The sequence below is a fragment of the Nocardioides ungokensis genome (genome assembly GCF_013466985.1).
Classification (GTDB): domain Bacteria; phylum Actinomycetota; class Actinomycetes; order Propionibacteriales; family Nocardioidaceae; genus Nocardioides; species Nocardioides ungokensis.
In genome coordinates this window covers 2,945,309-2,968,124 of the sequence record NZ_CP059164.1, presented here as the reverse complement: position 1 = coordinate 2,968,124, position 22,816 = coordinate 2,945,309, and the positions used below count along the sequence as shown (strand labels likewise).

Genomic DNA, 22,816 nt, shown 5'->3' with positions numbered 1-22,816 from the left:
GTTCGCGTAGGCTGGCGGCCTTCCCCAGGATCGAAGCCATGCCACCGGCCGTGGCCGATGCTGCATGCCCGAACGACTCACCTCGAGGAGCGCCCCGAGACGATGGCGACAGGTTCACAGGACTCCTTCGTCCACCTCCACGTCCACACCGAGTACTCCATGCTCGACGGTGCGGCGCGACTGGGAGCGCTGACCGAGCGTGCGGCCGAGCTCGGGATGCCGGCCGTGGCCATGACCGACCACGGCAACGTCTTCGGTGCCTACGAGTTCTACAAGAAGGCGAAGGCGGCCGGGGTCAAGCCGATCATCGGCATCGAGGCCTACTTCGCGCCCAACATCTCCCGCTTCGAGCGCAAGGGCGTCAACTTCTACGACGGCGGCTCCGACGACGTCTCGGCGCGTGGTGCCTACACCCACATGACGCTGCTCTCGGAGTCCACCGAGGGCATGCACAACCTGTTCCGGCTCTCGACGGGCGCCTGGCGGGACGGGTTCTTCAAGCACCCCCGGATGGACCGCGAGCTGCTGGCCCAGCACGCCAAGGGCATCATCGGCACGACCGGCTGCCCGTCGGGCGAGGTGCAGGTGCACCTGCGCTACGGGCAGTACGACGCCGCCCGCAAGGCCGCCGCCGACTTCCAGGACATCCTCGGCCGGGAGAACTACTTCCTCGAGCTGATGGACCACGGGCTCTCCATCGAGACCCGGGTGCGCGACGGGCTGCTGCGGCTGGCCAAGGACCTCCAGATCCCGCTCCTGGCCACCAACGACTCCCACTACGTCAACCGCGAGGACGCCCCCTCCCAGGAGCACCTGCTCTGCATCAACTCCGGCAGCACGATGGACATCCCGGCGGGCGACGGCCCGGGGCAGCGGTTCGCCTTCAACGGCGACGGCTACTACATCAAGTCCGCCGCGGAGATGCGCGACCTGTGGCGTGACCTCCCGGAGGCCTGCGACAACACGCTGCTGATCGCCGAGCGCTGCGACGTCTCCTTCACCGAGGGCAACGGCACCTACATGCCGCGCTTCCCCTGCCCGCCGGGGGAGAACGAGGACTCCTGGCTGGTCAAGGAGGTCGAGAAGGGGCTGCGGTTCCGCTACCCCGACGGCATCCCCGACGCGGTCCGCAAGCAGGCCGACTTCGAGGTCGGGGTCATCACCCAGATGGGCTTCCCCGGCTACTTCCTGGTCGTCGCCGACTTCATCAACTGGGCCAAGGACAACGGCATCCGCGTGGGTCCCGGGCGCGGCTCCGGTGCGGGCTCGATGGTCGCCTACGCGATGCGCATCACCGACCTCGACCCGCTCCAGCACGGGCTGATCTTCGAGCGCTTCCTCAACCCCGACCGCGTCTCGATGCCCGACTTCGACATCGACTTCGACGAGCGCCGGCGCGGCGAGGTGATCCGCTACGTCACCGAGAAGTACGGCGACGACCGGGTCTCGATGATCGTCACCTACGGCACCATCAAGGCCAAGCAGGCGGTCAAGGACTCCAGCCGGATCCTCGGCTACCCGTTCGCCATGGGTGACCGGATCACCAAGGCGATGCCGGCCGCCGTCATGGGCAAGGACGTCCCGCTCAAGGACATCTTCGACAGCGGCCACAAGCGCTACGGCGAGGGCGGGGAGTTCCGCGCTCTCTACGACGGGGACAACGACGTCAAGCGGGTCGTCGACACCGCCATCGGCATCGAGGGCCTCAAGCGCCAGTGGGGCGTGCACGCGGCCGGCGTCATCATGTCCAGCGAGCCGCTGCTCGACATCATCCCCATGCTCAAGCGGCCCGCCGACGGCGCGATGATCACGCAGTTCGACTACCCGACCTGCGAGACCCTCGGCCTGATCAAGATGGACTTCCTGGGGCTGCGCAACCTCACGGTCCTCGACGACGCGGTCAAGAACATCAAGGCCAACCGCGACGAGGACGTGGTCCTCGAGGAGCTCTCGCTCACCGACGAGGCGACCTACAAGCTGCTCCAGCGCGGCGACACCCTGGGTGTCTTCCAGCTCGACGGCGGCCCGATGCGCGCCCTGCTGCGCTCGATGCGGCCCGACACCTTCGCGGACATCTCCGCGGTCGGCGCGCTCTACCGTCCGGGCCCGATGGGTGCGGACTCCCACAACAAGTACGCCCGCCGCAAGACCGGTCGCGAGCCGGTCGAGCCGATCCACCCCGAGCTGGCCGAGCCGCTCGCGGACATCCTGGGGGAGACCTACGGCCTGATCGTCTACCAGGAGCAGGTCATGGCGATCGCCCAGAAGCTCGCGGGCTACACGCTGGGCCAGGCCGACATCCTGCGCCGCGCGATGGGCAAGAAGAAGAAGGAGGAGCTGGACAAGCAGTTCGCCGGCTTCTCCGCCGGCATGCAGGAGCGCGGCTACTCCATGGCCGCGGTCAAGACGCTCTGGGACATCCTGCTGCCCTTCTCCGACTACGCGTTCAACAAGGCGCACTCCGCGGCGTACGGCCTGGTGTCCTACTGGACGGCCTACCTCAAGGCCAACTACCCGGCCGAGTACATGGCCGCGCTGCTGACGTCGACCAAGGACGACAAGGACAAGTCGGCGATCTACCTCAACGAGTGCCGGCGGATGAAGATCCAGGTGCTCCCTCCGGACGTGAACGAGTCGGCGTCCAACTTCACCCCGGTCGGCCGCGACATCCGTTTCGGCCTGACCGCGATCCGCAACGTCGGCGGCAACGTCGTCGACGGCATCGTGGCGGGGCGCGAGGAGAAGGGCCGCTACGCCGACTTCAACGACTTCATGGAGAAGGTCCCGGCGCACGTCTGCAACAAGCGGGTCATCGAGTCGCTGGTCAAGGCCGGTGCCTTCGACGACATGAAGCACAAGCGTCGCGCCCTGGTGGCGATCCACGAGACCGCGGTCGACCAGTACGTCGACATCAAGCGCAACGAGGCGATCGGCCAGGACTCCCTCTTCGGCGGGCTCGACGACGACGCGGGTGGAGGCTTCGGCATCTCGGTGGCCATCCCCGAGATCGACGAGTGGGACAAGATGACCCTGCTCAGCCACGAGCGCGACATGCTCGGCCTCTACGTCTCCGACCACCCGCTGCTCGGCCTCGAGCACCTGCTGACCAAGGAGTCCGACTGCAGCATCGGCCAGCTGATGCTCGACGAGGAGCGGGCCGACGGCTCGCCGATCACGGTCAGCGGCCTGGTCACCTCGGTGCAGCGCAAGATCACCAAGCGCGGCGACGCGTGGGCGATGGTGACGCTCGAGGATCTCGACGGCGCGATCGACGTGCTGCTCTTCCCCAGCGCCTACCAGCTGGCCAGCAGCCACCTCGTCGAGGACGCGATCCTCACCGTGAAGGGACGGCTCTCCAGGAGCAAGGACCAGCCCGAGATCATGGGACAGGAGGTCAGCGCCCCTGACCTCACCGAAGGTCCCTCGGGACCGGTGGTCATCAGCCTGCCCTCGACCCGGTGCACCGCCCCGGTGGTCGAGCAGCTGCGCGACGTGCTCGGCTCCCACCCCGGGATGACCGAGGTCCAGCTGCGGCTGATGACCCGCAGCTCGACGACCGTCATGCGCCTCGACGATAGGCTGCGGGTGACCCCGAGCTCCGCGCTCTTCGCCGATCTGAAGCACCTCCTGGGACCTGGATGTCTGAGCAACAACTGACCGCGCCGCTCTCGGCCCCGGCGCCCGCCGGAGAGCCGCGCAGCGGATGGTCGCTGCTGCTGCCGTACGCCGTGCAGGCCGTCGCCATCGTCGCGATCTTCGCGGCCGTGGGTGCGCTGGCCGGCGTGGTCTGGGAGTGGGTGTGGACACCTCCGGTGGGGGTGGCGGTCCACCACCAGTGGCTGCAGGACGAGGCCGGCCTGCGTGGGAACTTCTCCGCCACGGGCACCTACGTGTTGGTGGCGGTGGTCGCGGGGCTGGTCACCGGCGCCGTGGTCGCGCTGCTGCTGGACCGCTCGGAGCTGGTGACCCTGGTGGCCGTGGTCGCAGGGGCGCTGCTGGCGGGCTGGGTGATGCAGCACGTGGGCTCGGCGCTGGGACCCGCCGACCCGCACCACATCGCCGCCTCGGCCCAGGACGAGACCCGGATCCCCGGGTCGCTCGTGGTGTCCGGCAAGAGCGCGCTGCGAGCCTTCCCCGCGGGAGCGCTGCTCGGCCTGACGGTGGTCTTCCTCGGGTTCTCCCGGCTCCGGCAATCTGCCCGCTGACCGACCCCCTCTGCCGGTAGGATCACCGCCGGCACAGGCATCGATCGGGCGCTAGAAGTCGCTCGGCACGACCACAGGGGGTAACCGTGTCCAGCACCATCCCGCCCGACGGCCCACAGGGTCCCGAGTACCTCGAGCACGGCGGCGGCGCGGCGGTCCGGCCCGCCCGCAGCGGCAGCAGCAGCAAGAAGCCCGTCCTGATCGCCGGCGGCGCCATCGCCGGGCTGCTCCTCGTCGGCGGCGGCATCTGGGCCGCCACCTGGTACCTCAGCACCGGCGCCCAGCCGGCCGAAGCCCTGCCCGACTCGACCATCGGCTACGTCTCGATCGACCTCGACCCCAGTGGCGCGCAGAAGATCGAGGCCGTGAAGACGCTGAACAAGTTCCCGGCCTTCAAGGACAAGCTCGACCTCAACACCGAGGACGACGTCCGCAAGAAGCTCTTCGAGGAGATCCAGGGCACCGGCACCTGCCCCGACCTCGACTACGGGAGCGACATCGAGCCCTGGCTGGGGGACCGGGCCGCGCTCGCCGCGGTCGACACCGGAGCCGACCAGCCGAGCCCGGTCTTCGTCGTCCAGGTGAAGGACTCCGACAAGGCCGACGCCGGCCTGAAGAAGATCCAGGACTGCAGCGGCGACTCCAACAGCTCCGAGCCTTCCGGCGGCTGGGCGATCAACGGTGACTGGGCCGTGATCGCCGAGACCGACAAGATCGCGCAGGACGTCGTGGACGACGCCGAGAAGGCCCCGCTGAGCGACGACGCCGACTACCAGAAGTGGACCGACGAGGTCGGCGACCCCGGCATCGTCTCGATGTACGCCGCACCCGAGGCCGGCGACTACCTCGCGAAGAACCTCGCCGACCTCACGGGGATGTTCGGCGGGTCCGCGACCAGCGCGGGCTCCGTGACCTGCGCCGCCACTCCGGGCTCGAGCACGACGAGCTGCACCTCCACCGGCACGGTCGGCTCGGAGACCGACACGCCGATGCCGAGCCAGATGGCCGATGCGCTCAAGGACTTCAAGGGAGCGGCGGCCACCATCCGCTTCAGCGACGGCGCGCTCGAGCTGGAGTTCGCCGGTGACCCCGGTGTGAGCAGGCAGGGCGTCTACGGCAGTGACCACGGTGACGACGTCGTGGCGACGCTGCCCGCCGACACCGCCGCGGCGATCGGCGTCGGCTTCCAGGACGGCTGGTTCAGCGACTTCGTCGACCAGATGGCGTCCTACTCCGGGGGCCAGACCAGCGCGTCCGAGCTGATGAGCCAGATGTCGCAGGCCTCCGGTCTCGACCTCCCGGGCGACGCCGAGACCCTCACGGGCGACTCGCTGGCAATCTCGGTCGGCAGCGGCATCGACCCCGAGACGTTCTTCAGCTCCGGTGACGCCAGCGGGGTCCCGATCGCGGCCAAGATCAAGGGTGACCCCGACGCCATCAACGGCGTGCTGGACAAGGTCCGCGGCCAGATGCCCACCGAGGAGAGCAGCACGCTCGGGAGCGACTCGAACGGCGACATGGTCGCCGTCGGACCCAACGCCGACTACCGCTCGCAGGTGCTGGGCAACGGCACCCTCGGCCAGTCCTCGACCTTCCGAGACGTCGTTCGCGAGGCCGACAAGGCCAGTGCCCTCCTCTACGTCAACTTCGACGCCGGCGACGGCTGGCTGACCAAGCTGGCCGCGGACGACCAGGAGGCCGTCGACAACCTCAAGCCCCTCGAGGGCCTGGGGATCAGCGCCTGGCAGGAGGACGACGCCGCCCACGCGGTGATCCGTCTCACCACCAACTGAGCAGGATCGATCGGGCAAGGAACGGCCGGGGCGCCACGCCCCGGCCGTCCCGCGCATTTCGAAGCTCGTCGTCAGCGAGCGCCAGCGCCCTGTCCTGAGTGGCGAGCGCAGCGAGCATGTCGAAGGGAGCCTCGAAGCCCCCGGGGCGTGCCGGTGGCCCGACAGGCCGTTGGGTCTGCCGGGTCCGGGCGGTTCAAGGGTGGAGCTCAGTTGCTGGTGAGCTGGATGGTGCCGTGGGGTGTGACCAGGTAGGCGCGGCCGTGGGGTCCGTGCCATTCATAGGTGCTGTCGGGTCGGCGTCGGTAGCGCCATCGTCGGCTGGTCTTGGCGCGGTGATGTCGCCGGCACAAGGGGCGAGTTGCCCGGATGGGTTTGGCCGGGTGGTCCGCCCTCGTCGATGGGGATGTAGGGTCGATGTGGTCGAGGTCGCGGTTCGGGCGTCGTGGGGCACCAGGGGAACACGCAGTGGCCGTCGCGGAGGATGACCAGCTCGCGCATCCACGCGGGGTTCGTGCCCGTCGACGGCGTCGGTGCGGCCGAGGTCGAGGACCGGCTGGACGGTGACCTGGGAGTGGCCGACCCAGTCTTTGATCCGGGTGATGGTGGCGGCGCCGAGCTCTCGACCGTGCCCGCGGCCAGGTCCTGGGTGCCGAGCCGTGGGTGGCGAGGTCGGCCAGGTTCAGGTGGAGGTAGAACCGGGTCTTCGGCTTCCGCGGGCGGCGCGGCTTGGGGCCGTCGCCGTCTGCGGAGCCGATGAGCGTGGTGAGGTCGAGCTGGGCCTGCTGGGAGGCGATCACGCCCAGCGCCTTGGCCTTGCGGACCTCCAGCTCGTCGGTGTCCCGAGTGCCTTCAAGGCGGCGGCGTGGTCGCAGACGAGGTCGTGGAAGGCGGTCAGGTCGAGGGTGTCGCCGGTGATGTCGAGCCAGGAGGTGCCGGCGTACTCGCTGGGGCGGGGTGGCGCAGCGTCACGTGCCAGGACTGCTTCCCGTGCTTCTCACGTTCCTCAGCAGCTCGGGGTGGACTTGGCGACCGCGTGGGCGACGGCGGTCTCGATCGCCTTCCAGCTGCACGAGGGCAGCCTGGGGAGAGCTCGTCACGTACGCGGCGGCGCCGCGACAGGCGGTGGGTGGCCTGGGCGACGTGCCGGGCCTTGTACGGCTCCACCGCGAGCGATTCGACGAGTCGCCAGATGCGAGGGAGCCGGTGCTGGAGGTCGAGGGCGTCGGCGATCAGTTTCATCCCCGTCTCAGTGGCCACCCCCAGCACGGCCGCGAGCGGCTCCGGGGCGAACGCCGAGACCGCCGGGGTCCCGTCACCACCCAGCGATTCGTCCCCGTCCAGGTCCCGCCCAACAACGAGGCGCCGCCCCAGGTCGCGATCCCGGTGTCGGCGGTGGCGGGGTGCCACGCACCACTGCGCGGCGATGCGGAGCTTGCCGCGTTCGGCGGCTCGGGCGTCCAGCTTGCGCTGTCGAGCACCTCGAGCAGGCCGGCGCGTCGAGGTCGGCGACCTCGACGGGCTCTCCGCTGCATCGGTTTCGAACATGTGTCCATGATCGCATCGACCACCGACAGTCAGGGCCGGAATCGTCCCGGTCCGGGGGTTCTGGGGAACGAAGGTAAACTTTCGGGGTGCGCTTCGTGGTCGTCGCCCTGCCTGGCTGCGGGGGTTTCGAGGCTCGCTGACGCTCGCACCTCAACCACCGGCGCACTCGACCAGCGGCAGCCGTAGGCCGGGAGGCGGCCGCAACCCACGGCGTACCGCTCCTCATAGCTGCCATCACCGCAACCACCCACGAGCCGTGGGCCGCCGACGGCGGTGGGCTCGACACGCTCGCCGGCGCTCGCTACCCGACCAGCGACACGAAGGCGCCGTTGCCTGGGCTGCGGGGGTCTCGAGGCTCCCTGCGTGTCGGCGTTCAGCCGCGGGACCGTCCCACCGGAGCGGTCACCGCGTCGGTGATCCGGACCAGGTCGGCAGGGGAGAGCTCGAGGTCGAGCCCGCGACGACCCCCGGAGACGAAGACGGTGGGGTGCTCGAGCGCGGAGGTGTCCAGCACGGTCGGATGGCGGCGCTTCTGGCCGATGGGGGAGATGCCGCCGGCGACGTAGCCCGTCGCTCGTTCGGCCGCCGCGCGCTCCGCCATGGCGGCCCTGCTGCCACCCAGCGCCCGGGCGAGGGCCTTGAGGTCGAGCTGGCCCGACACCGGCACCACGGCGACGGCCAGCCGGGTGTCCACGGTGGCCATCAGGGTCTTGAAGACGCGGACCGGGTCGAGGCCGAGCGCGTCGGCGGCCTCGAGGCCGAACGACTCAGCGCGCGGGTCGTGGGCGTACTCGTGCAGGGTGAACGAGATCCCGGCCTGGGTCAGGGCGACGGTGGCCGGTGTGCCGCCGGGGGCCGCCTTCTTCTTGGCCACGGGCTCAGGACTCCTTCCGGTTGGCGGGGATTTCGACGCGCCAGTCGCCACTTCGCAGGCTCAGCGGCGGGGCTTGCTCAACCTCGTCTCGCGGACGCGCCGTGCTCGTTCCTCGCACGCCGCTGCTCGCTTGATCAGTTCGGGGACCAGCGGGTGCGGGCGACCTCCGTGGCCGGCAGCGAGCGGATCACGTTCATCGCGCGCAGCTCGGTGCGGAGCAGCTCGGTGACCATGACGAGCCTGGTCGCGGGGTCCTCGGCCTCGAGCAGCGACTGGCGCTCGTGCATCGGCAGCGGCGCCACCGCGGCCAGCGTCCACGAGAGGTAGCCGGGATCCTTGGGCAGGGCGCCGGTGTAGGGGTCACTGCGGATGTCGGTGAGCGCCATCCGGTAGGCCGTGAACGTCGCCCGGGCGCGCTCGAGGATCTCCTCCGGCACCGTCGCCGGGGCCTCGGGCAGCTCGGCCACGTGACCGACCGGGAAGGTGCCGGTCGTGTCCAGCCGCTGCAGCTCGATCCGCTCCAGCCCCACGGCCACGATGTCGAAGGTGCCGTCGGGGTGTGCCTCGACCTCGGTGAGCTGGACCCGGCAGCCGATGCGGTAGAGCGACTGGGCGCCGTGGTCGCCGACCTCGTAGCCCTCCCTGATCCCCACCGAGCCGAAGATCCGGTCGGCCGGGTCGTCGACCCGCAGCAGGTGGTGGACGAGTGCGCGGTAGCGGTCCTCGAACACCGTCAGCGGCACGCTCACGCCCGGGAACAGCACCGCGTTGAGCGGGAACATCGGCAGGGGAGCGGTCACACCGCCAACCTAGGCCATCGACGGGCTCCGTCCAGCCACCGTCGCGGGTTCGGACCCCGGCGTGCCGCCCTCGTAGAATCGGGCCCATGATCCGCCGTATCGACCTGCGAGGAGCCGGCGCTGGCAGCGCGGCTCCCGTCGACTACCGCGCCGCCGTGCCGCGCGCAGAGTTCGACGTCGAGGCGGCGATGCATGTGGTGCGTCCGATCTGTGACGCGGTCCGGGACCGCGGCGTCGAGGCGATCCGCGAGTTCTCCGAGAAGTTCGACGGGGTCGAGCAGGAGAGCATCGTGGTGCCCCCGGAGGCGATCGCGGCCGCGCTCGAGCAGCTCGACCCTGCCGTTCGCGCCGGCCTCGAGGAGTCGATCCGGCGGCTGCGCGCGACCTGCGAGGCCGAGCTCGAGCACGACGTCGTCACCGACCTCGGCCCCGGGGCGCGGGTGACCCACCGGATGGTGCCGGTCGGCCGGGTGGGCCTCTACGTCCCCGGCGGCATCGCGCCGCTGGTCTCCAGCGTGGTCATGAACGTCGTCCCGGCGCAGGTCGCGGGCGTCGAGTCGATCGCGCTCACCTCCAGCCCGCAGAAGGCGCACGGCGGCCTTCCCCACCCCACGATCCTGGCGGCGTGCGCACTCCTCGGCATCGACGAGGTCTACGCCGTCGGGGGCGCCCAGGCGGTCGCGATGTTCGCCCACGGCGCCGGGCCCTGCCGCCGGGTCGACCTGGTCACCGGGCCGGGTGCCATCTACACCGTCGCGGCCAAGCGGCTGCTCAAGGGCATCGTCGGCATCGACTCCGAGGCCGGGCCGACCGAGATCGCCGTGCTGGCCGACGACACCGCCGACCCGGCGTACGTCGCCGCCGACCTGATCAGCCAGTCCGAGCACGACCCGATGGCCGCCAGCGTGCTGGTCACGCCGTCCGAGCGGCTCGCCGACGAGGTCGAGGCCGAGCTGGACAAGCAGGTCTCGGTGACCCGCCACGCCGAGCGGATCCGTACGTCGCTGTCCGCCCGCCAGTCCGGCATCGTGCTGGTGGACGACCTGGAGCAGGGCCTCGACGTGGTCAACGCCTATGCCGCCGAGCACCTCGAGATCCAGACCGCCGATGCCTCGGCGCTGGCCGCCCGGGTGTGCAACGCGGGTGCGATCTTCGTCGGCTCCTACGCGCCGGTGTCGCTGGGCGACTACTGCGCCGGGTCCAACCACGTGCTGCCCACGGCCGGCTGCGCCTGCCACTCCTCGGGGCTGTCGGTGCGGGCCTTCCTCAAGGCCGTGCACGTCATCGACTACACGCGCGAGGGCCTTGCCGAGGTGGCCGACCACGTGGTCACGCTCGCCGAGGCCGAGGACCTGCCGGGTCACGGCGCCGCCGTGCGCGTCCGCTTCGAGGGCTGAGGCATGACCTCGAGCGACCCGGCGGGCACGCCGGCCGGCTGGCCTCCGCTCCGCGCCGAGCTGCGCGGTCTCGAGCCCTACGGTGCGCCGCAGCTCGACGTCCCGGTGCAGCTCAACGTCAACGAGAACCCCTACGGGCCCTCGGCCGCGTGCGTGGCCGACATCGCCACCGCGGTGGCCCGGGCCGCGGTCACCCTCAACCGCTACCCCGACCGGGAGTTCACCGAGCTCCGCGCCGCGCTGGCCGGCTACCTGTCCCGTGACACCCCGCATGGGATCGTCCCCGGGCAGGTGTGGGCGGCAAACGGCTCCAACGAGGTGATGCTGCAGCTGCTCCAGGCTTTCGGGGGACCCGGCCGGGTGGCGCTGAGCTTCGCCCCGACGTACTCGATGTATCCCGAGTACGCCCGCGACACGATGACCGAGTGGGTCCAGGGCCACCGCGAGAGCGACTTCGCCCTCGACCTCGACCACGCGCGCGACCTGATCAAGGAGCGGCAGCCCAGTGTGGTGCTGCTGCCCTCGCCCAACAACCCCACGGGCACGGCCCTGCCGCCCGAGGCGGTCACCGTGCTCTGCGAGGCCGCGGCCGAGAACGAGCAGACCGGGATCGTGGTGGTCGATGAGGCGTACGGCGAGTTCCGGCGCAGCGGGACGCCCAGCGCCCTCGAGCTGCTGCCGCAGCACCGCAACCTGGTCGTCAGCCGCACCATGAGCAAGGCCTTCGCCCTCGCCGGCGCCCGCCTGGGCTACCTCGCCGCCGCGCCGGAGATCTGCGACGCGATCCGAGTGGTGCGCCTGCCCTACCACCTCTCCGCGGTCACCCAGGCCGTCGCCCTGGCCGCGCTGCGGCACGCGCCCGAGCTGCTCGGAAAGGTCGACGAGCTGCGGGCCGAGCGCGACGCCACCGTCGCGTGGCTGCGCGACCAGGGGCTGAGCGTCGCCGAGAGCGACGCCAACTTCGCACTCTTCGGAACCTTCGCGGACCGGCACGCCGTCTGGCAGGGTCTGCTTGACCGGGGCGTGCTGATCCGCGAGGTCGGCCCCGACGGCTGGCTCCGGGTCTCCATCGGGACGACCGAGGAGATGACGGCGTTCAAGCAAGCACTGACCGAGGTCAGGGAAGAGGGACAGGGATGAGCCCCCAGGCAGCGAACCGGGTCGCACGCGTCGAGCGCCAGACCAGCGAGTCCAAGGTGGTCGTCGAGGTCGACCTCGACGGCTCCGGCCGCCACGACATCTCCACCGGGGTCGGCTTCTACGACCACATGCTGACCGCCTTCGCGCGGCACTCCCTGGTGGACCTGACGGTCAAGACCGAGGGTGACACCCACATCGACGCCCACCACACGGTCGAGGACACGGCGATCGCGCTCGGCCAGGCGCTGCGCGAGGCGCTCGGGGACAAGAGGGGCATCCGTCGCTTCGGCGACGCCACCGTCCCGCTCGACGAGGCGCTCGTCCAGGCGGTCGTCGACGTCTCCGGACGCCCCTACTGCGTCCACACAGGGGAGCCCGACGCGCAGGCGTACGTCGCGATCGGCGGCGACACCGGACCGGCGTACCAGGGGTCCCTGACGCGCCACGTCTTCGAGACCATCGCGTTCCACGCCCACCTCGCGCTGCACGTGCGCGTCCTGGCCGGTCGCGACCCGCACCACCTGGTCGAGACCCAGTTCAAGGCGTTCGCGCGCGCGTTCCGCGACGCGGTCGCGCTGGACCCGCGCGAGACGGGTATCCCGAGCACGAAGGGCTCACTCTGAGCGGCAAGCCCCGCGTCGTCGTCCTCGACTACGGCTCGGGGAACCTCCGCTCGGCGGTGCGCGCCGTCGAGCGCGCCGGCGCCGAGGTGACCCTCACCGGTGACCTGGCCACCGCCATGGACGCCGACGGCCTCCTCGTGCCCGGTGTCGGCGCCTTCGCGGCGTGCATGGCGGGGCTGCGAGCGATCAAGGGAGACCGGATCATCGGCCGCAGGCTCGCGGGCGGGCGACCGGTCCTCGGGATCTGCGTGGGGATGCAGGTCCTCTTCGCGCGCGGCGTCGAGCACGGCGTGGAGACCGAGGGCTGCGACGAGTGGCCCGGGGTCGTGGAGCGGATCCAGGCGCCGGTGGTGCCGCACATGGGCTGGAACACCGTCGACGTGCCGTCCGGCTCGGCCCTGTTCGCCGGTGTCGAGGAGGAGCGGTTCTACTTCGTGCACTCCTACGCGGTGCGGGACTGGACCCTCGAGACCAACGACCGGACCCGTGCGCCACTGGTGACCTGGGCGGAGCACGGTGGCGACCGGTTCGTGGCCGCGGTCGAGAACGGCCCGCTCAGCGCCACCCAGTTCCACCCGGAGAAGTCCGGCGACGCCGGTGCGGCGCTGCTGCGCAACTGGGTCACCTCGCTGTGAGCCCCCGAATGAGCTCCACGTGAGCAAGGAGCGCGCGCTGCGCCGTGCCGAGCGCGAGCGCGAGGCGGCGATCCGGGCGGCGGCCCGGGCCCGCGAGGAGGAGCGCCGACAGCGTGCGCTTGCCCGACGTCGGGCCCTGACCGGCTGGCTGCCGCAGCCACGGCGTACGCCCGGGCTGCTGGCCAAGCGCCGTCGCCGCGAGGTGACCATCACGGTGTGCCTGCTCCTCGCGGTCAACGTCCTGGTGTGGGTGGTGCGCCCTGAGTGGGGGCTGCGGGTGCTGGCGGCGATGGTCAGCCTGCTGGTCGCGCCCGTGATCCACACCCTGCTCTTCCGGCGGCGGTGAGACCGTCCCCGGCCACCCCGCCCCCGAACCTAGGATTTCCTCCATGGCTGACTACCTCGAGCTGCTGCCCGCCGTCGACATCGCCGGGGGCCAGGCCGTCCAGCTGGTCCAGGGCGTGGCCGGCTCGGAGAAGCGCTTCGGCGACCCGGTGGAGGCGGCCCTGCGCTGGCAGGAGGCCGGCGCGGAGTGGATCCACCTCGTCGACCTCGACGCCGCCTTCGGCCGCGGCCACAACCGCGAGCTCCAGGCGAAGATCGTCGGCATCCTCGACATCCAGGTCGAGATGAGCGGCGGCATCCGCGACGACGAGTCCCTGGCCGCCGCGATGGCGGCCGGCTGTCGCCGGGTCAACATCGGCACCGCCGCGCTGGAGCAGCCCGAGTGGTGCGCCCGCGCGATCGCGGAGTACGGCGACCGGGTCGCCGTCGGCCTCGACGTCCGGGGCCGCACGCTGGCCGCGCGCGGGTGGACCCGGGAGGGTGGCGACCTCTACGACGTGCTGGCCCGGCTCGACGGCGAGGGCTGCGCCCGCTACGTCGTCACCGACGTCAACAAGGACGGCATGCTCCAGGGCCCGAACCTCCAGCTCCTCCAGGACGTCTGCTCGGCCACCGACCGGCCGGTCGTCGCCTCCGGCGGGGTCACGACGCTGGACGACATCCGCGCCCTCATGACGCTGGTGCCCGACGGTGTGGAGGGCGCGATCGCCGGGACCGCGCTCTACGAGGGCAGGTTCACCCTCGAGGACGCGCTCGCCCTCACGAAGGGTGCGTCGTGACGCTGGCCGTCCGGGTCATCCCGTGCCTCGACGTCGACGCGGGGCGCGTCGTCAAGGGCATCAACTTCAAGGAGCTGCGCGACGCCGGTGACCCCGTGGAGCTGGCCCGCGCCTACGACGCCGAGGGCGCCGACGAGCTGACCTTCCTCGACATCTCCGCCTCCCACGAGGGACGTGCGACCACGATGGACATCGTGTCCAGGACTGCCGAGGAGGTCTTCATCCCGCTCACCGTCGGCGGGGGAGTCTCCAGCGTCGAGGACGTGGACCGGCTGCTGCGTGCCGGCGCCGACAAGGTGGCGGTCAACACGGCCGCGATCAACCGCCCGGAGCTGGTCGCCGAGATCGCCGACCGGTTCGGGAACCAGGTGCTGGTGCTCTCGGTCGACGCCCGTCGGGCGGCGGGGACCGCCTCCGGGTTCGAGGTCACGACGCACGGCGGCCGGAAGTCCGCCGGGATGGACGCGATCGAGTGGGCTGTCCGGGCGGCCGAGCTCGGTGCCGGCGAGATCCTGCTCAACGCGATGGACGCCGACGGCACCCAGGACGGCTTCGACCTCGACCTGATCCGCGCGGTGCGCCGCGAGGTCACCATCCCGGTGATCGCCTCCGGCGGCGCCGGCCGCGTCGAGCACTTCCCGCCCGCCGTCGAGGCCGGTGCGGACGCGGTGCTGGCGGCCACGGTGTTCCACTTCGGCACGCTGCGGATCGCCGACGTGAAGGCGTCGCTGGCCGCCGCGGGTCACCCGGTGCGCTGACCCCTCGGGCAGCGGCTCAGAACCCTCCGCCGACGCGGCCGCGGTCGTTGTTCCAGAGCTCGACCCTGCCCTGGAAGGTGTTCACGTCGCCGCGGGCCCGGCGGTCGTCGATGCCACCTCGACGTGGCCAGAAGGAGTACGCCGCGGCGACGACCAGCACCGGCACCAGGATCCACCAGACCATGTGCTTCCCCGTTCTCTGCTGAGCGTCAGCTCAGAGTACGGCGCCCCGTCGTCACGGGCCGCTGATGTTCGGGCCACTGGGGTTGTTGTAGTTCTGGACCGAGCCCTGTGACCGCACGCGGAGGTTCCTCGCAGCGGCGCCGTCCACGCCCTTCCGCTTCCTGCCGCTGGACCACCACGCGCCCGCGAACAGCACGACGACCACCACAGCCAGCCCGATCCACCAGAACATCGCGACCTCCCCCGTCGAGAACAGATCCTCAGCATAGGACTACGGCTGCGAGGACCCCAGCAGCCCGAGCGGCACGTCGTACAGCCGCTTCCCCTCGGGCTGCGAGACCCACAGGTGACCGTCCAGCAGGGTGGCGTCGACGTTCTCGGTCGTCCTCGGCTGCCCGTCGAGCACCAGCGTGCCGGTGACCTCGCGGGTGCGCGCGTCGATCGACCAGACCGTGGGGCCGAGCTGGCCCACCACGTAGACGGTGTCCCCGTCGGCCACCACGGCGTCCGCCGAGGGCAGGTCCGGCAGGTCCGCGACCCGCTCGAGCGTCCGCGCGTCCCAGCCCGACCACCTGGCCGTCGCTGGTGCAGGCGACCCACACGACGCCCGCCGCCTCGGCCAGCCCCTGGGGCGTCAGGCACGGCGCGGCGTCCCTGGTCGTCGGCGTCCCGTCGACCACACGGGTCACCGAGCCCGCGACGAAGCTGCTGACGTAGACCCCGTCCGGACCGGCCGTGACGAGCCGAGGACCGATGCCGACGTCGACGGCGGTGCCGAGCCTCCCGGTGGCCGGGTCCAGCGGCAGCACCCGGTCGCCGGCCTGGTCCACCACCCAGACGGTGTGGCCGTCGTAGGCGAGGCCCTCCGGCTCGCTGCCCCGCGGCCGCAGCACCGTACGCCGGTCCACCTCACCGGTCGCGGGATCGACCCGGACCACGGTGCCGTCACCGATCGCGCTGACCCAGACCCCCTGGGGCGTGGCGACGAGGCGCAGGGGCTGCCGCCCGACCTTCACCGCCCGGCCGCGCGCGGTGAGGACCTGCCCGGCGTCCGGCAGCGCCGCCCACACGGTGCCGCCGACCGGGGCGAGCCCCACCGGCCGGTCGTCGAGCTCGGTCACCGCCACGCCGTCCGGCACCCTCGGTGATCCGCTCGCGCCGGCCGGGGCACCCGACGGCGACCGTGTCGACACCTCCCCGCCGCCGCACCCGGCCAGCAGGGCCGAGGCAGTCAGGACCAGTCCGCACGACGCGGCCGAGGCGAGCAGACGTCTCATGCGCCGACGGTACGGCGGACGTGCCCGGCTCGTCCGGGAGTCGAGTCACAGTTCGGGCACGGCTCAGATGCCCAGGTCCGACCAACGCAACCGCGCGATCCGCTGGGCCGGGCCCTCGAACTCCAGCCCGCTCACCTGCCCCCGCCCGAAGAGCAGCAGCACGATCTCGGACGGCAGGCCGGTCACGACGACCGGGTCGTCACCCTTGCGCAGGACCGCGGTGGCGCCGGTGTCGCTGCGGCGGATCACCACCGGCACGCCGGCCGGCCGCACCAGCCCGCGCCCGGCGATCCGGATGGCAGACCACAGCCGCGACTGGTCCCGCTGGTCGAGCTCCCGCGGCTCCCAGCCCGGCTCGGCCCGGCGCAGGTCCTCGTGGTGGACGAGGTACTCCAGGGTGTTGAGCAGCCGGTCCACCGGCGGCAGGGCGTACGGCGTGAGCCGCGGGTGCCGCAGCTTCTCGACCAGCCCCCCGAAGTCCTGGCGCGCCAGCCGGGCCATGTCGCGCTCCGCCAGCCCGGCCAGGGCCGGGACCGCGATGCCGACGGCGCCGAGCGGGCGGTTCTCGCGGACCAGCAGGTGGGTGACCAGGTCCTTGGCGCTCCAGCCCTCGCACAGGGTCGGGGCGTCCTCGCCGACGGCCAGCGCGGTGTCGCAGAGTCCGAGCCGCTCACGGCGGGCCAGGGAGGTGCTCATGCGGCGAGCCTAGGCGCCGCGTGATTCGGCCGGTGTCCGCGGCCGGGAATACCCTGAGCCGACCGGGCGGTTGGCGCGGGGGACGGGCGACAGGCTCCGCGTCAGGAGTCGACGTCGAGCCCACGACAGGGAGAGTGGCGACACAGGTGAAGGACGAGCGCGCGGGCCGGCGCGGATCGACGACGCGGGACGGCTTCGCCGTGCTCGCCGTCGCGATCCGGCGTGAGCCCCGGATCTTCACGGTCTCCACGATCGGCAGCCTGCTGTTCGGAGCCCTCACCGTCGCCGACGCGTGGGTCCTGGGCTGGTCGACCGAGCACGTCGTGCTGCCGGCCTTCGAGCACGGCACCATCGACCCCCGGCTGCTGTGGGTGGTGCTCGCGCTCTTCCTCGGCGTCGCCATCCTGCGCGCGGTCGGCATCGTGGCGCGGCGCCTGGGCGCCGGCGTCATGCAGTACCGCATGCAGGCGCACACCCGCCGCGCCGTCACGCGGCAGTACCTCTCCCTGCCGATGGAGTGGCACCAGCGCCACCCGACGGGCCAGCTCCTCTCCAACGCCAACGCCGACGTGGAGGCCGCCTGGGGCCCGATCGCGCCGCTGCCGATGGCGGTCGGCACGCTGGCGATGATGGTGATCGCGATCGCGCAGATGTTCTTCGCCGACCTCGTGCTCGCGCTGGTCGGTCTGCTCGTCTTCCCGGCCGTCATCGTCGCCAACCTCTTCTACCAGCGGCTCGCCTCGCCGCTGATGACGCGCGCCCAGCAGCTGCGCGCCGAGGTCAGCGAGATCGCGCACGAGTCCTTCGACGGGGCGATGGTCGTCAAGACGCTCGGCCGCGAGGAGGAGGAGATGCAGCGGTTCGCCGCCAAGGCCCACGAGCTGCGCGACGTCAACGTCCGCGCCGGCCGGGTGCGGGCGGCCTTCGACCCCATCCTCGCCGCGCTGCCGAGCTTCGGGGTGCTGGTGGTCCTGGCCGTCGGCGTCTCGCGGGTCCTCTCCGGTGCGACGAACGCCGGCGACGTGGTCACCGTGGCCTACCTCCTCACCATCGTCTCCTTCCCCATCCGCTCGATCGGCTGGCTCCTGGGGGAGTTCCCGCGCAGCGTCGTCGGCTTCCGCCGGGTCAGCGCCGTGCTGGGGGCCACCGGCGAGATGCAGTACGGCGAGCGCTTCCTGCCGCGCGACGGAGGCGGCGCCCGCCTGGTCGTCGACGGGCTCTCGTACTCCTACGACCCCGACCAGCGGCTGCTCGACCACGTCAGCTTCGAGGTGGAGCCCGGCCGCACCGTTGCCCTGGTGGGCGCCACGGCGTCAGGCAAGAGCACGCTCACCACGCTGATGACCCGCCTCGTCGACCCCGACGACGGCCGGGTCCTCCTCGACGGGACCGACCTGCGCGACCTGGCGCGCGGCGAGCTCGCCGGCTCCGTCGCGATCGTCCCGCAGACGGCCTTCCTCTTCGACGACACCGTCCGCGGCAACGTCACGCTCGGCCTCGACGTCTCCGACGAGGAGGTGTGGGCCGCCCTGCGAGCCGCCCAGGCCGACGGCTTCGTCGCCGCGCTGGCGAGCGGGCTGGACACCCGGCTGGGCGAGCGCGGCACCTCGCTCTCGGGAGGCCAGCGGCAGCGGATCTCGCTGGCCCGCGCCCTGGTGCGCCGGCCGCGGCTGCTGATCCTCGACGACGCCACCTCGGCGGTCGACCCCGAGGTGGAGGCGCGGATCCTGGAGGCACTGCGCTCCGGAGACTCCGGCGCCACCCTGGTGGTGGTGGCCTACCGCAAGGCGACCATCGGGCTCGCCGACGAGGTGGTCCACCTCCGGGACGGCCGGATCGCGGACCGCGGCACCCACCGCGAGCTGCTGGAGCGCAGCCCCTCCTACGCGCGTCTCGTCAACGCCTACGAGCACACCGACGGACACCCCTCCCACCTGTCCGGAGAACTGTCCGGAGAGCTGGCGGGAGACGCCCAGTGACGACGACCACCGCCGAGCGCACCAGCGGCACCCGCATGGAGAGCGGCGAGGAGATCGCCGCGCTGGAGACCATCCGTCGCGGCGTGCGCTTCTCCCCGGAGCTCAAGGAGGGGATCGGCTGGACCCTCGTGCTGGCGGTGCTGGCCTCGGTCGGCCAGGTGATCGTGCCGATCGCCGTGCAGCAGACCCTCGACCGCGGGCTGAACGGCCCCGACGGGCCGGACGTGCGCTTCACGGTGCTGATGGGGCTGGCCGCCGCCGTGGCGATCGCCCTGACCAGCTGGTCGTCGTACGCCATGACGAGCCGGCTCTTCACCGCCTCGGAGAAGGGCCTCGCGACGCTGCGGATCAAGGCCTTCCGCCACGTCCACGACCTGCCCCTGCTCACACAGAACACCGAGCGCCGCGGCGCCCTGGTCGCCCGGGGACCAGCGACGTCGACCAGGTCAGCCAGTTCCTCGTCTTCGGCGGCCTCATCTTCGTGGTGAGCATCGGCCAGATGCTGGTGGCGACGATCATCATGCTCATCTACAGCTGGCAGCTGGCGATCGTGGTGTGGGTCTGCTTCGCGCCGCTGTTCCTGTCCCTGCGGTTCTTCCAGCGCAAGCTCTCCGACGCCTACGGCATGGTCCGGCGTCAGGTCGGCATCCTGCTCTCGGCGGTCTCCGAGCCGGTGGTCGGCGCGGCCGTGGTCCGGTCCTACGCCGTGGAGGCGCGCACGCAGCGCCGCATCGACGACGCCATCGAGGCCCACAAAGCGGCCAGCACGCGCGCCCAGGGCTTCACCGCCTTCTCGTTCTCGCTCGGCGGGATCTCGGCCGGGCTCGCCAACGCGGGCGTGCTGATCGTCGGCATCTGGCTCGGCTTCGCGGGCGACATCACCGCGGGCAAGGTGCTCGCCTTCGCGTTCCTGGTCTCGCTGTTCGTGGGTCCGGTGCAGATGGGCACCCAGATCCTCACCGACGCCCAGAACGCCATCGCCGGCTGGCGCCGGGTGATCGGCATCCTCGAGACCCCTGCCGACCTCGTCGACCCCGGGCCGGAGGGCGCCACGCTCCCGCGCGGCCCGATCGACGTCCGCTTCGAGGACGTCACCTTCGCCTACCCCGACGGGCCGCCGGTGCTCCGCGACGTGTCGCTCGACATCGCGGCCGGCACCCGGATGGCGATCGTGGGGGAGACCGGCTCCGGCAAGTCGACCTTCGCCAAGCTGCTGACCCGGCTGATGGACCCCTCGGAGGGCCGGGTGCTGCTCGACGGCGTCGACGTGAGCACGATCGCCCACGCCTCGCTGCGTCGCGGCGTGGTGCTGGTGCCGCAGGAGGGCTTCCTGTTCGACGACACCCTGCTGGCCAACGTCCGCTACGGGCGCCTCGACGCCACCGAGGACGACGTACGCGCCTCCGCCGACGAGCTCGGCCTCGGGGACTGGCTGGCGGGGCTGCCCGCCGGGCTCGCGACCCGGGTGGGCCAGCGCGGCGAGTCGCTCTCGGCGGGGGAGCGGCAGCTGGTCGCGCTCCTGCGCGCCCACCTGGCCGACCCCGACCTGCTGGTCCTCGACGAGGCCACCAGCGCCGTCGACCCGGCCCTGGAGATGCGCATCGGCCGGGCCCTGGAACGGCTGATGAGCGGGCGCACCTCGGTCACCATCGCCCACCGCATGTCGACCGCCGAGAACGCCGACGAGGTGGTCGTCGTCGACAAGGGCCGCATCGTGCAGCGTGGCCCCCACCGCGAGCTGGTGCGGCAGGCCGACAGCGTCTACGCCGGCCTCCACGCCTCCTGGGTCGCCCAGCAGGGTCCGAGCCGCTGATCCCGGTCGAGCCTGCGAGACCGGGTCAGCGACCAGCGAGGAATTGAGGAGGGCTCGGCGCGACCGGAGCGCAGCGACGGGCGCGCGACCCGTCTCGAAATCACGTCAGCCGGCCGCGCTGGGGGGGTGAGCGGTGAGCTGGCCACCGAATGGCGGCCGTTAACGGTGGCTGGCCCACCGCCGGTCGGCCGGTCCCCGGGTCGGCGGTGAGCTGGCCACCGATCGGCGGCCAGGAACGGTGGCTGACCCACCGCCCGGCCGGGGCCATCGAGCGCCCGCGATACTGGAGGAGTGACTTCCCTCGACCCCACGATCGCCGGCCGGCTCAAGCGCTCCGCCGACGGGCTGGTGCCCGCCGTGGTCCAGCAGCACGACACCGGTGAGGTGCTGATGCTCGGCTGGATGGACGACGAGGCCCTGGCCCGGACGCTGACGACCGGGCGGGCGACGTACTGGAGCCGGTCGCGGCAGGAGTACTGGGTCAAGGGCGAGACCTCCGGCCACGCACAGTGGGTCAAGGAGGTTCGGCTGGACTGCGACGGTGACACCCTGCTGGTGAAGGTCGACCAGGACGGTGCCGCCTGCCACACCGGCGACCGGACGTGCTTCGACGCCGACCTGCTGGGTCCCGCGGCGGCGAGCGCCCATGGCTGAGCGTTCGCGACGCACCTTCGGCCCGGTCGTGCTGCTCGGCCTCGCCGCCGGCACGCTGACGGCCGTCGCCGGCAACAAGTCCTGGGCGGTCGCCGAGGGCGGCAGGCGAGCCGGTTCTCCACCCTGGCGCTCTCGGTCGACTCCGGGAAGATGCCGGTCACGACCGCGGTCGCCCTCGTGGTGCTGGCCAGCTGGGGCGTGGTGCTGGTGACCCGGGGGCGGGTACGCCGCGCGGTGGCCGCGATCGGCGCGCTCGCGTCGGCCGGCTGCGTCGCCGCGGTGGTGATCGGCTGGTCGTCGGTGACCGACTCGCTGCGCAGCGACCTGGCCGGGGTCGGGGTGACCGACGTGTCCTTCTCCCACACGGCGTGGTTCTGGGCGGCGGCCGTCGGGGCGCTGCTCTCCCTGGTCGCCCCGGTCCTCGCCGTACGCCTCGTTCCGACCTGGCCGAGATGGGCAGCAGGTACGACGCGCCGGTGACCGGCTCGGAGCCCGCCGTCGTCGACCCCGAGGACCAGTCCAGCCTCGAGCTGTGGAAGGCCATGGACGAGGGCCGCGATCCCACGGCCGGGCCTGCTGAATAGACTGTGCTGCGCACGAATCGCACCACGAGACCCAGCCCCCTGAGGAGCCCTGCATGTCTGACAACCACGCAACACACCCGCAGCCTGGAGTGCTGTCGTCGTCGCGCTGCTCGGCTTCGTCGTGGGGGCGCTCGGCCTCATGCTCAGCCCGGTCAACATGACCATCTTCTGGGTGGGCGTCGCGCTGGCGTGGGCTCCCTCCTCGTCTACGTCGTGATGGCGAAGATGGGCTTCAACTCCTCCAGCCACTGACCGTCCCTCGACGGGAGCTCCCGTGACCTGCCCGCCGCCGCACCGCTGACGGAGGCCGGCCGCCTGCAGCGGCTGGCGTCGCCGCTGGCCGCGGGTGCGCTGGCGGCTCTCGGCACCGTCGCCCTCCACGTGCGCGACCCGCACGTGTCGGGCTCGTGGGGTTTCTGCCCCACGGCCCTGGTCGGGTTCAGCTGCCCGTTCTGCGGCAGCCTGCGGGCCGTCAACGACCTCACCCACCTCGACCTGGGGGCCGCGGCCTCGAGCAACCTCCTCTTCGTGGTCGCGGCGCCCGTCGTGGTGGCGTTGTGGCTGCGGCGTCTGGTCGCCTGCTGGCGCGGCGGAGCGGCGGCCGCGCCGCTGGAGGTCCCACGGGCGTTGTGGATCACGTTCGCCGTGGTCCTGGCCGCCTTCACGGTCGCCCGCAACCTGCCGGTCGGTGCCTGGCTCGCCCCCTGAGCCCCGCTCCCACCGGTCACCCCCCGGG

At 71.9% G+C, this 22,816-nt stretch carries 23 protein-coding genes; 17 read left to right on the top strand and 6 right to left on the bottom strand.

From position 1 onward, the window contains the following. The first annotated feature begins 102 nt into the window (after positions 1 to 102). The 3 genes from dnaE (at position 103) to H0S67_RS14610 (ending at position 5,998) form a co-directional block, all read left to right on the top strand. Complete coding sequence (dnaE, locus tag H0S67_RS14620; RefSeq protein ID WP_180933639.1) at positions 103 to 3,657, top strand: DNA polymerase III subunit alpha; 3,555 nt, start codon at positions 103 to 105, stop codon at positions 3,655 to 3,657. Next, complete coding sequence (locus H0S67_RS14615) at positions 3,639 to 4,205, top strand: hypothetical protein (protein ID WP_180933638.1); 567 nt, start codon at positions 3,639 to 3,641, stop codon at positions 4,203 to 4,205. The genes dnaE and H0S67_RS14615 overlap by 19 nt, the downstream gene beginning before the upstream one ends. Positions 4,206 to 4,291: 86 nt before the next feature. After that, complete coding sequence (locus H0S67_RS14610; protein ID WP_180933637.1) at positions 4,292 to 5,998, top strand: DUF3352 domain-containing protein; 1,707 nt, start codon at positions 4,292 to 4,294, stop codon at positions 5,996 to 5,998. 1,918 nt (positions 5,999 to 7,916) lie between these two features. On the opposite strand, the gene ybaK is transcribed toward H0S67_RS14610, so the two are convergent. After that, positions 7,917 to 8,417, bottom strand: coding sequence for a Cys-tRNA(Pro) deacylase (gene ybaK, locus H0S67_RS14605; RefSeq protein WP_180933636.1), 501 nt, complete (start codon positions 8,415 to 8,417; stop codon positions 7,917 to 7,919). A gap of 134 nt (positions 8,418 to 8,551) precedes the next feature. Beyond that, positions 8,552 to 9,217 carry an LON peptidase substrate-binding domain-containing protein gene (locus H0S67_RS14600; RefSeq protein ID WP_180933635.1) on the bottom strand — a complete coding sequence of 222 codons (666 nt, stop codon included), beginning with the start codon at positions 9,215 to 9,217 and terminating at the stop codon, positions 8,552 to 8,554. A gap of 86 nt (positions 9,218 to 9,303) precedes the next feature. Here H0S67_RS14600 and hisD point away from each other — a divergent pair, with 86 nt between their 5' ends. From hisD to hisF, 7 genes are read left to right on the top strand one after another with little or no spacing between them, the layout of a single operon-like run. Beyond that, positions 9,304 to 10,614 (top strand): histidinol dehydrogenase, encoded by a 1,311-nt coding sequence (hisD, locus tag H0S67_RS14595; protein ID WP_180933634.1) that lies wholly within the window; start codon positions 9,304 to 9,306, stop codon positions 10,612 to 10,614. A 3-nt stretch (positions 10,615 to 10,617) separates the two neighbouring features. Then, positions 10,618 to 11,754, top strand: coding sequence for a histidinol-phosphate transaminase (locus tag H0S67_RS14590; protein ID WP_180933633.1), 1,137 nt, complete (start codon positions 10,618 to 10,620; stop codon positions 11,752 to 11,754). Then, on the top strand, positions 11,751 to 12,377 hold the full coding sequence (gene hisB / locus H0S67_RS14585; RefSeq protein ID WP_180933632.1) for an imidazoleglycerol-phosphate dehydratase HisB: 627 nt from the start codon (positions 11,751 to 11,753) through the stop codon (positions 12,375 to 12,377). The genes H0S67_RS14590 and hisB overlap by 4 nt, the downstream gene beginning before the upstream one ends. Then, positions 12,374 to 13,012 (top strand): imidazole glycerol phosphate synthase subunit HisH, encoded by a 639-nt coding sequence (hisH, locus tag H0S67_RS14580; protein WP_180936943.1) that lies wholly within the window; start codon positions 12,374 to 12,376, stop codon positions 13,010 to 13,012. Before hisB ends, hisH begins: the two co-directional genes overlap by 4 nt. Before the next feature lie 19 nt (positions 13,013 to 13,031). Beyond that, a complete protein-coding gene (locus H0S67_RS14575) occupies positions 13,032 to 13,358 on the top strand; it encodes a hypothetical protein (protein WP_180933631.1) in 327 nt (108 codons plus the stop codon). A gap of 43 nt (positions 13,359 to 13,401) precedes the next feature. Beyond that, a complete protein-coding gene (priA, locus tag H0S67_RS14570; RefSeq protein WP_180933630.1) occupies positions 13,402 to 14,136 on the top strand; it encodes a bifunctional 1-(5-phosphoribosyl)-5-((5-phosphoribosylamino)methylideneamino)imidazole-4-carboxamide isomerase/phosphoribosylanthranilate isomerase PriA in 735 nt (244 codons plus the stop codon). Next, positions 14,133 to 14,894: an imidazole glycerol phosphate synthase subunit HisF gene (hisF, locus tag H0S67_RS14565; protein WP_180933629.1), complete on the top strand. Its 762-nt coding sequence runs from the start codon at positions 14,133 to 14,135 to the stop codon at positions 14,892 to 14,894. Before priA ends, hisF begins: the two co-directional genes overlap by 4 nt. Before the next feature lie 16 nt (positions 14,895 to 14,910). Here the strand turns inward: hisF and H0S67_RS14560 are convergent, their stop codons facing one another. The 4 genes from H0S67_RS14560 to H0S67_RS14545 all read right to left on the bottom strand — a co-directional run bounded on the left by H0S67_RS14560 (position 14,911) and on the right by H0S67_RS14545 (position 17,050). Then, positions 14,911 to 15,078: a hypothetical protein gene (locus H0S67_RS14560; protein ID WP_180933628.1), complete on the bottom strand. Its 168-nt coding sequence runs from the start codon at positions 15,076 to 15,078 to the stop codon at positions 14,911 to 14,913. Positions 15,079 to 15,129: 51 nt separating this feature from the next. Continuing rightward, complete coding sequence (locus tag H0S67_RS14555) at positions 15,130 to 15,309, bottom strand: hypothetical protein (RefSeq protein ID WP_180933627.1); 180 nt, start codon at positions 15,307 to 15,309, stop codon at positions 15,130 to 15,132. A 28-nt stretch (positions 15,310 to 15,337) separates the two neighbouring features. After that, the gene (locus tag H0S67_RS14550) at positions 15,338 to 16,354 is read right to left on the bottom strand and encodes an NHL repeat-containing protein (RefSeq protein WP_180933626.1); all 1,017 of its coding nucleotides are present in this window, start codon (positions 16,352 to 16,354) and stop codon (positions 15,338 to 15,340) included. Between the two features lie 63 nt (positions 16,355 to 16,417). Then, the gene (locus tag H0S67_RS14545) at positions 16,418 to 17,050 is read right to left on the bottom strand and encodes a TIGR03085 family metal-binding protein (RefSeq protein WP_180933625.1); all 633 of its coding nucleotides are present in this window, start codon (positions 17,048 to 17,050) and stop codon (positions 16,418 to 16,420) included. 134 nt (positions 17,051 to 17,184) lie between these two features. Here H0S67_RS14545 and H0S67_RS14540 point away from each other — a divergent pair, with 134 nt between their 5' ends. The 7 genes from H0S67_RS14540 to H0S67_RS14515 all read left to right on the top strand — a co-directional run bounded on the left by H0S67_RS14540 (position 17,185) and on the right by H0S67_RS14515 (position 22,788). After that, positions 17,185 to 19,029, top strand: a complete 1,845-nt coding sequence (locus H0S67_RS14540) for an ABC transporter ATP-binding protein (protein ID WP_246354751.1) — start codon at positions 17,185 to 17,187, stop codon at positions 19,027 to 19,029. After that, on the top strand, positions 19,026 to 19,517 hold the full coding sequence (locus H0S67_RS25440; protein ID WP_246354750.1) for an ABC transporter ATP-binding protein: 492 nt from the start codon (positions 19,026 to 19,028) through the stop codon (positions 19,515 to 19,517). The genes H0S67_RS14540 and H0S67_RS25440 overlap by 4 nt, the downstream gene beginning before the upstream one ends. Beyond that, positions 19,514 to 20,842 (top strand): ABC transporter ATP-binding protein, encoded by a 1,329-nt coding sequence (locus H0S67_RS14535; protein WP_246354749.1) that lies wholly within the window; start codon positions 19,514 to 19,516, stop codon positions 20,840 to 20,842. Before H0S67_RS25440 ends, H0S67_RS14535 begins: the two co-directional genes overlap by 4 nt. 291 nt (positions 20,843 to 21,133) lie before the next feature. Beyond that, a complete protein-coding gene (gene hisI, locus H0S67_RS14530; protein WP_180933624.1) occupies positions 21,134 to 21,496 on the top strand; it encodes a phosphoribosyl-AMP cyclohydrolase in 363 nt (120 codons plus the stop codon). A 150-nt stretch (positions 21,497 to 21,646) separates the two neighbouring features. After that, positions 21,647 to 21,976 carry a Trp biosynthesis-associated membrane protein gene (locus H0S67_RS14525; protein WP_180933623.1) on the top strand — a complete coding sequence of 110 codons (330 nt, stop codon included), beginning with the start codon at positions 21,647 to 21,649 and terminating at the stop codon, positions 21,974 to 21,976. 225 nt (positions 21,977 to 22,201) lie between these two features. After that, positions 22,202 to 22,297, top strand: a complete 96-nt coding sequence (locus tag H0S67_RS26790) for a hypothetical protein (RefSeq protein WP_281368861.1) — start codon at positions 22,202 to 22,204, stop codon at positions 22,295 to 22,297. A gap of 164 nt (positions 22,298 to 22,461) precedes the next feature. Beyond that, positions 22,462 to 22,788 carry a DUF2752 domain-containing protein gene (locus H0S67_RS14515; protein ID WP_219635282.1) on the top strand — a complete coding sequence of 109 codons (327 nt, stop codon included), beginning with the start codon at positions 22,462 to 22,464 and terminating at the stop codon, positions 22,786 to 22,788. The last annotated feature ends 28 nt before the right edge of the window (positions 22,789 to 22,816 follow it).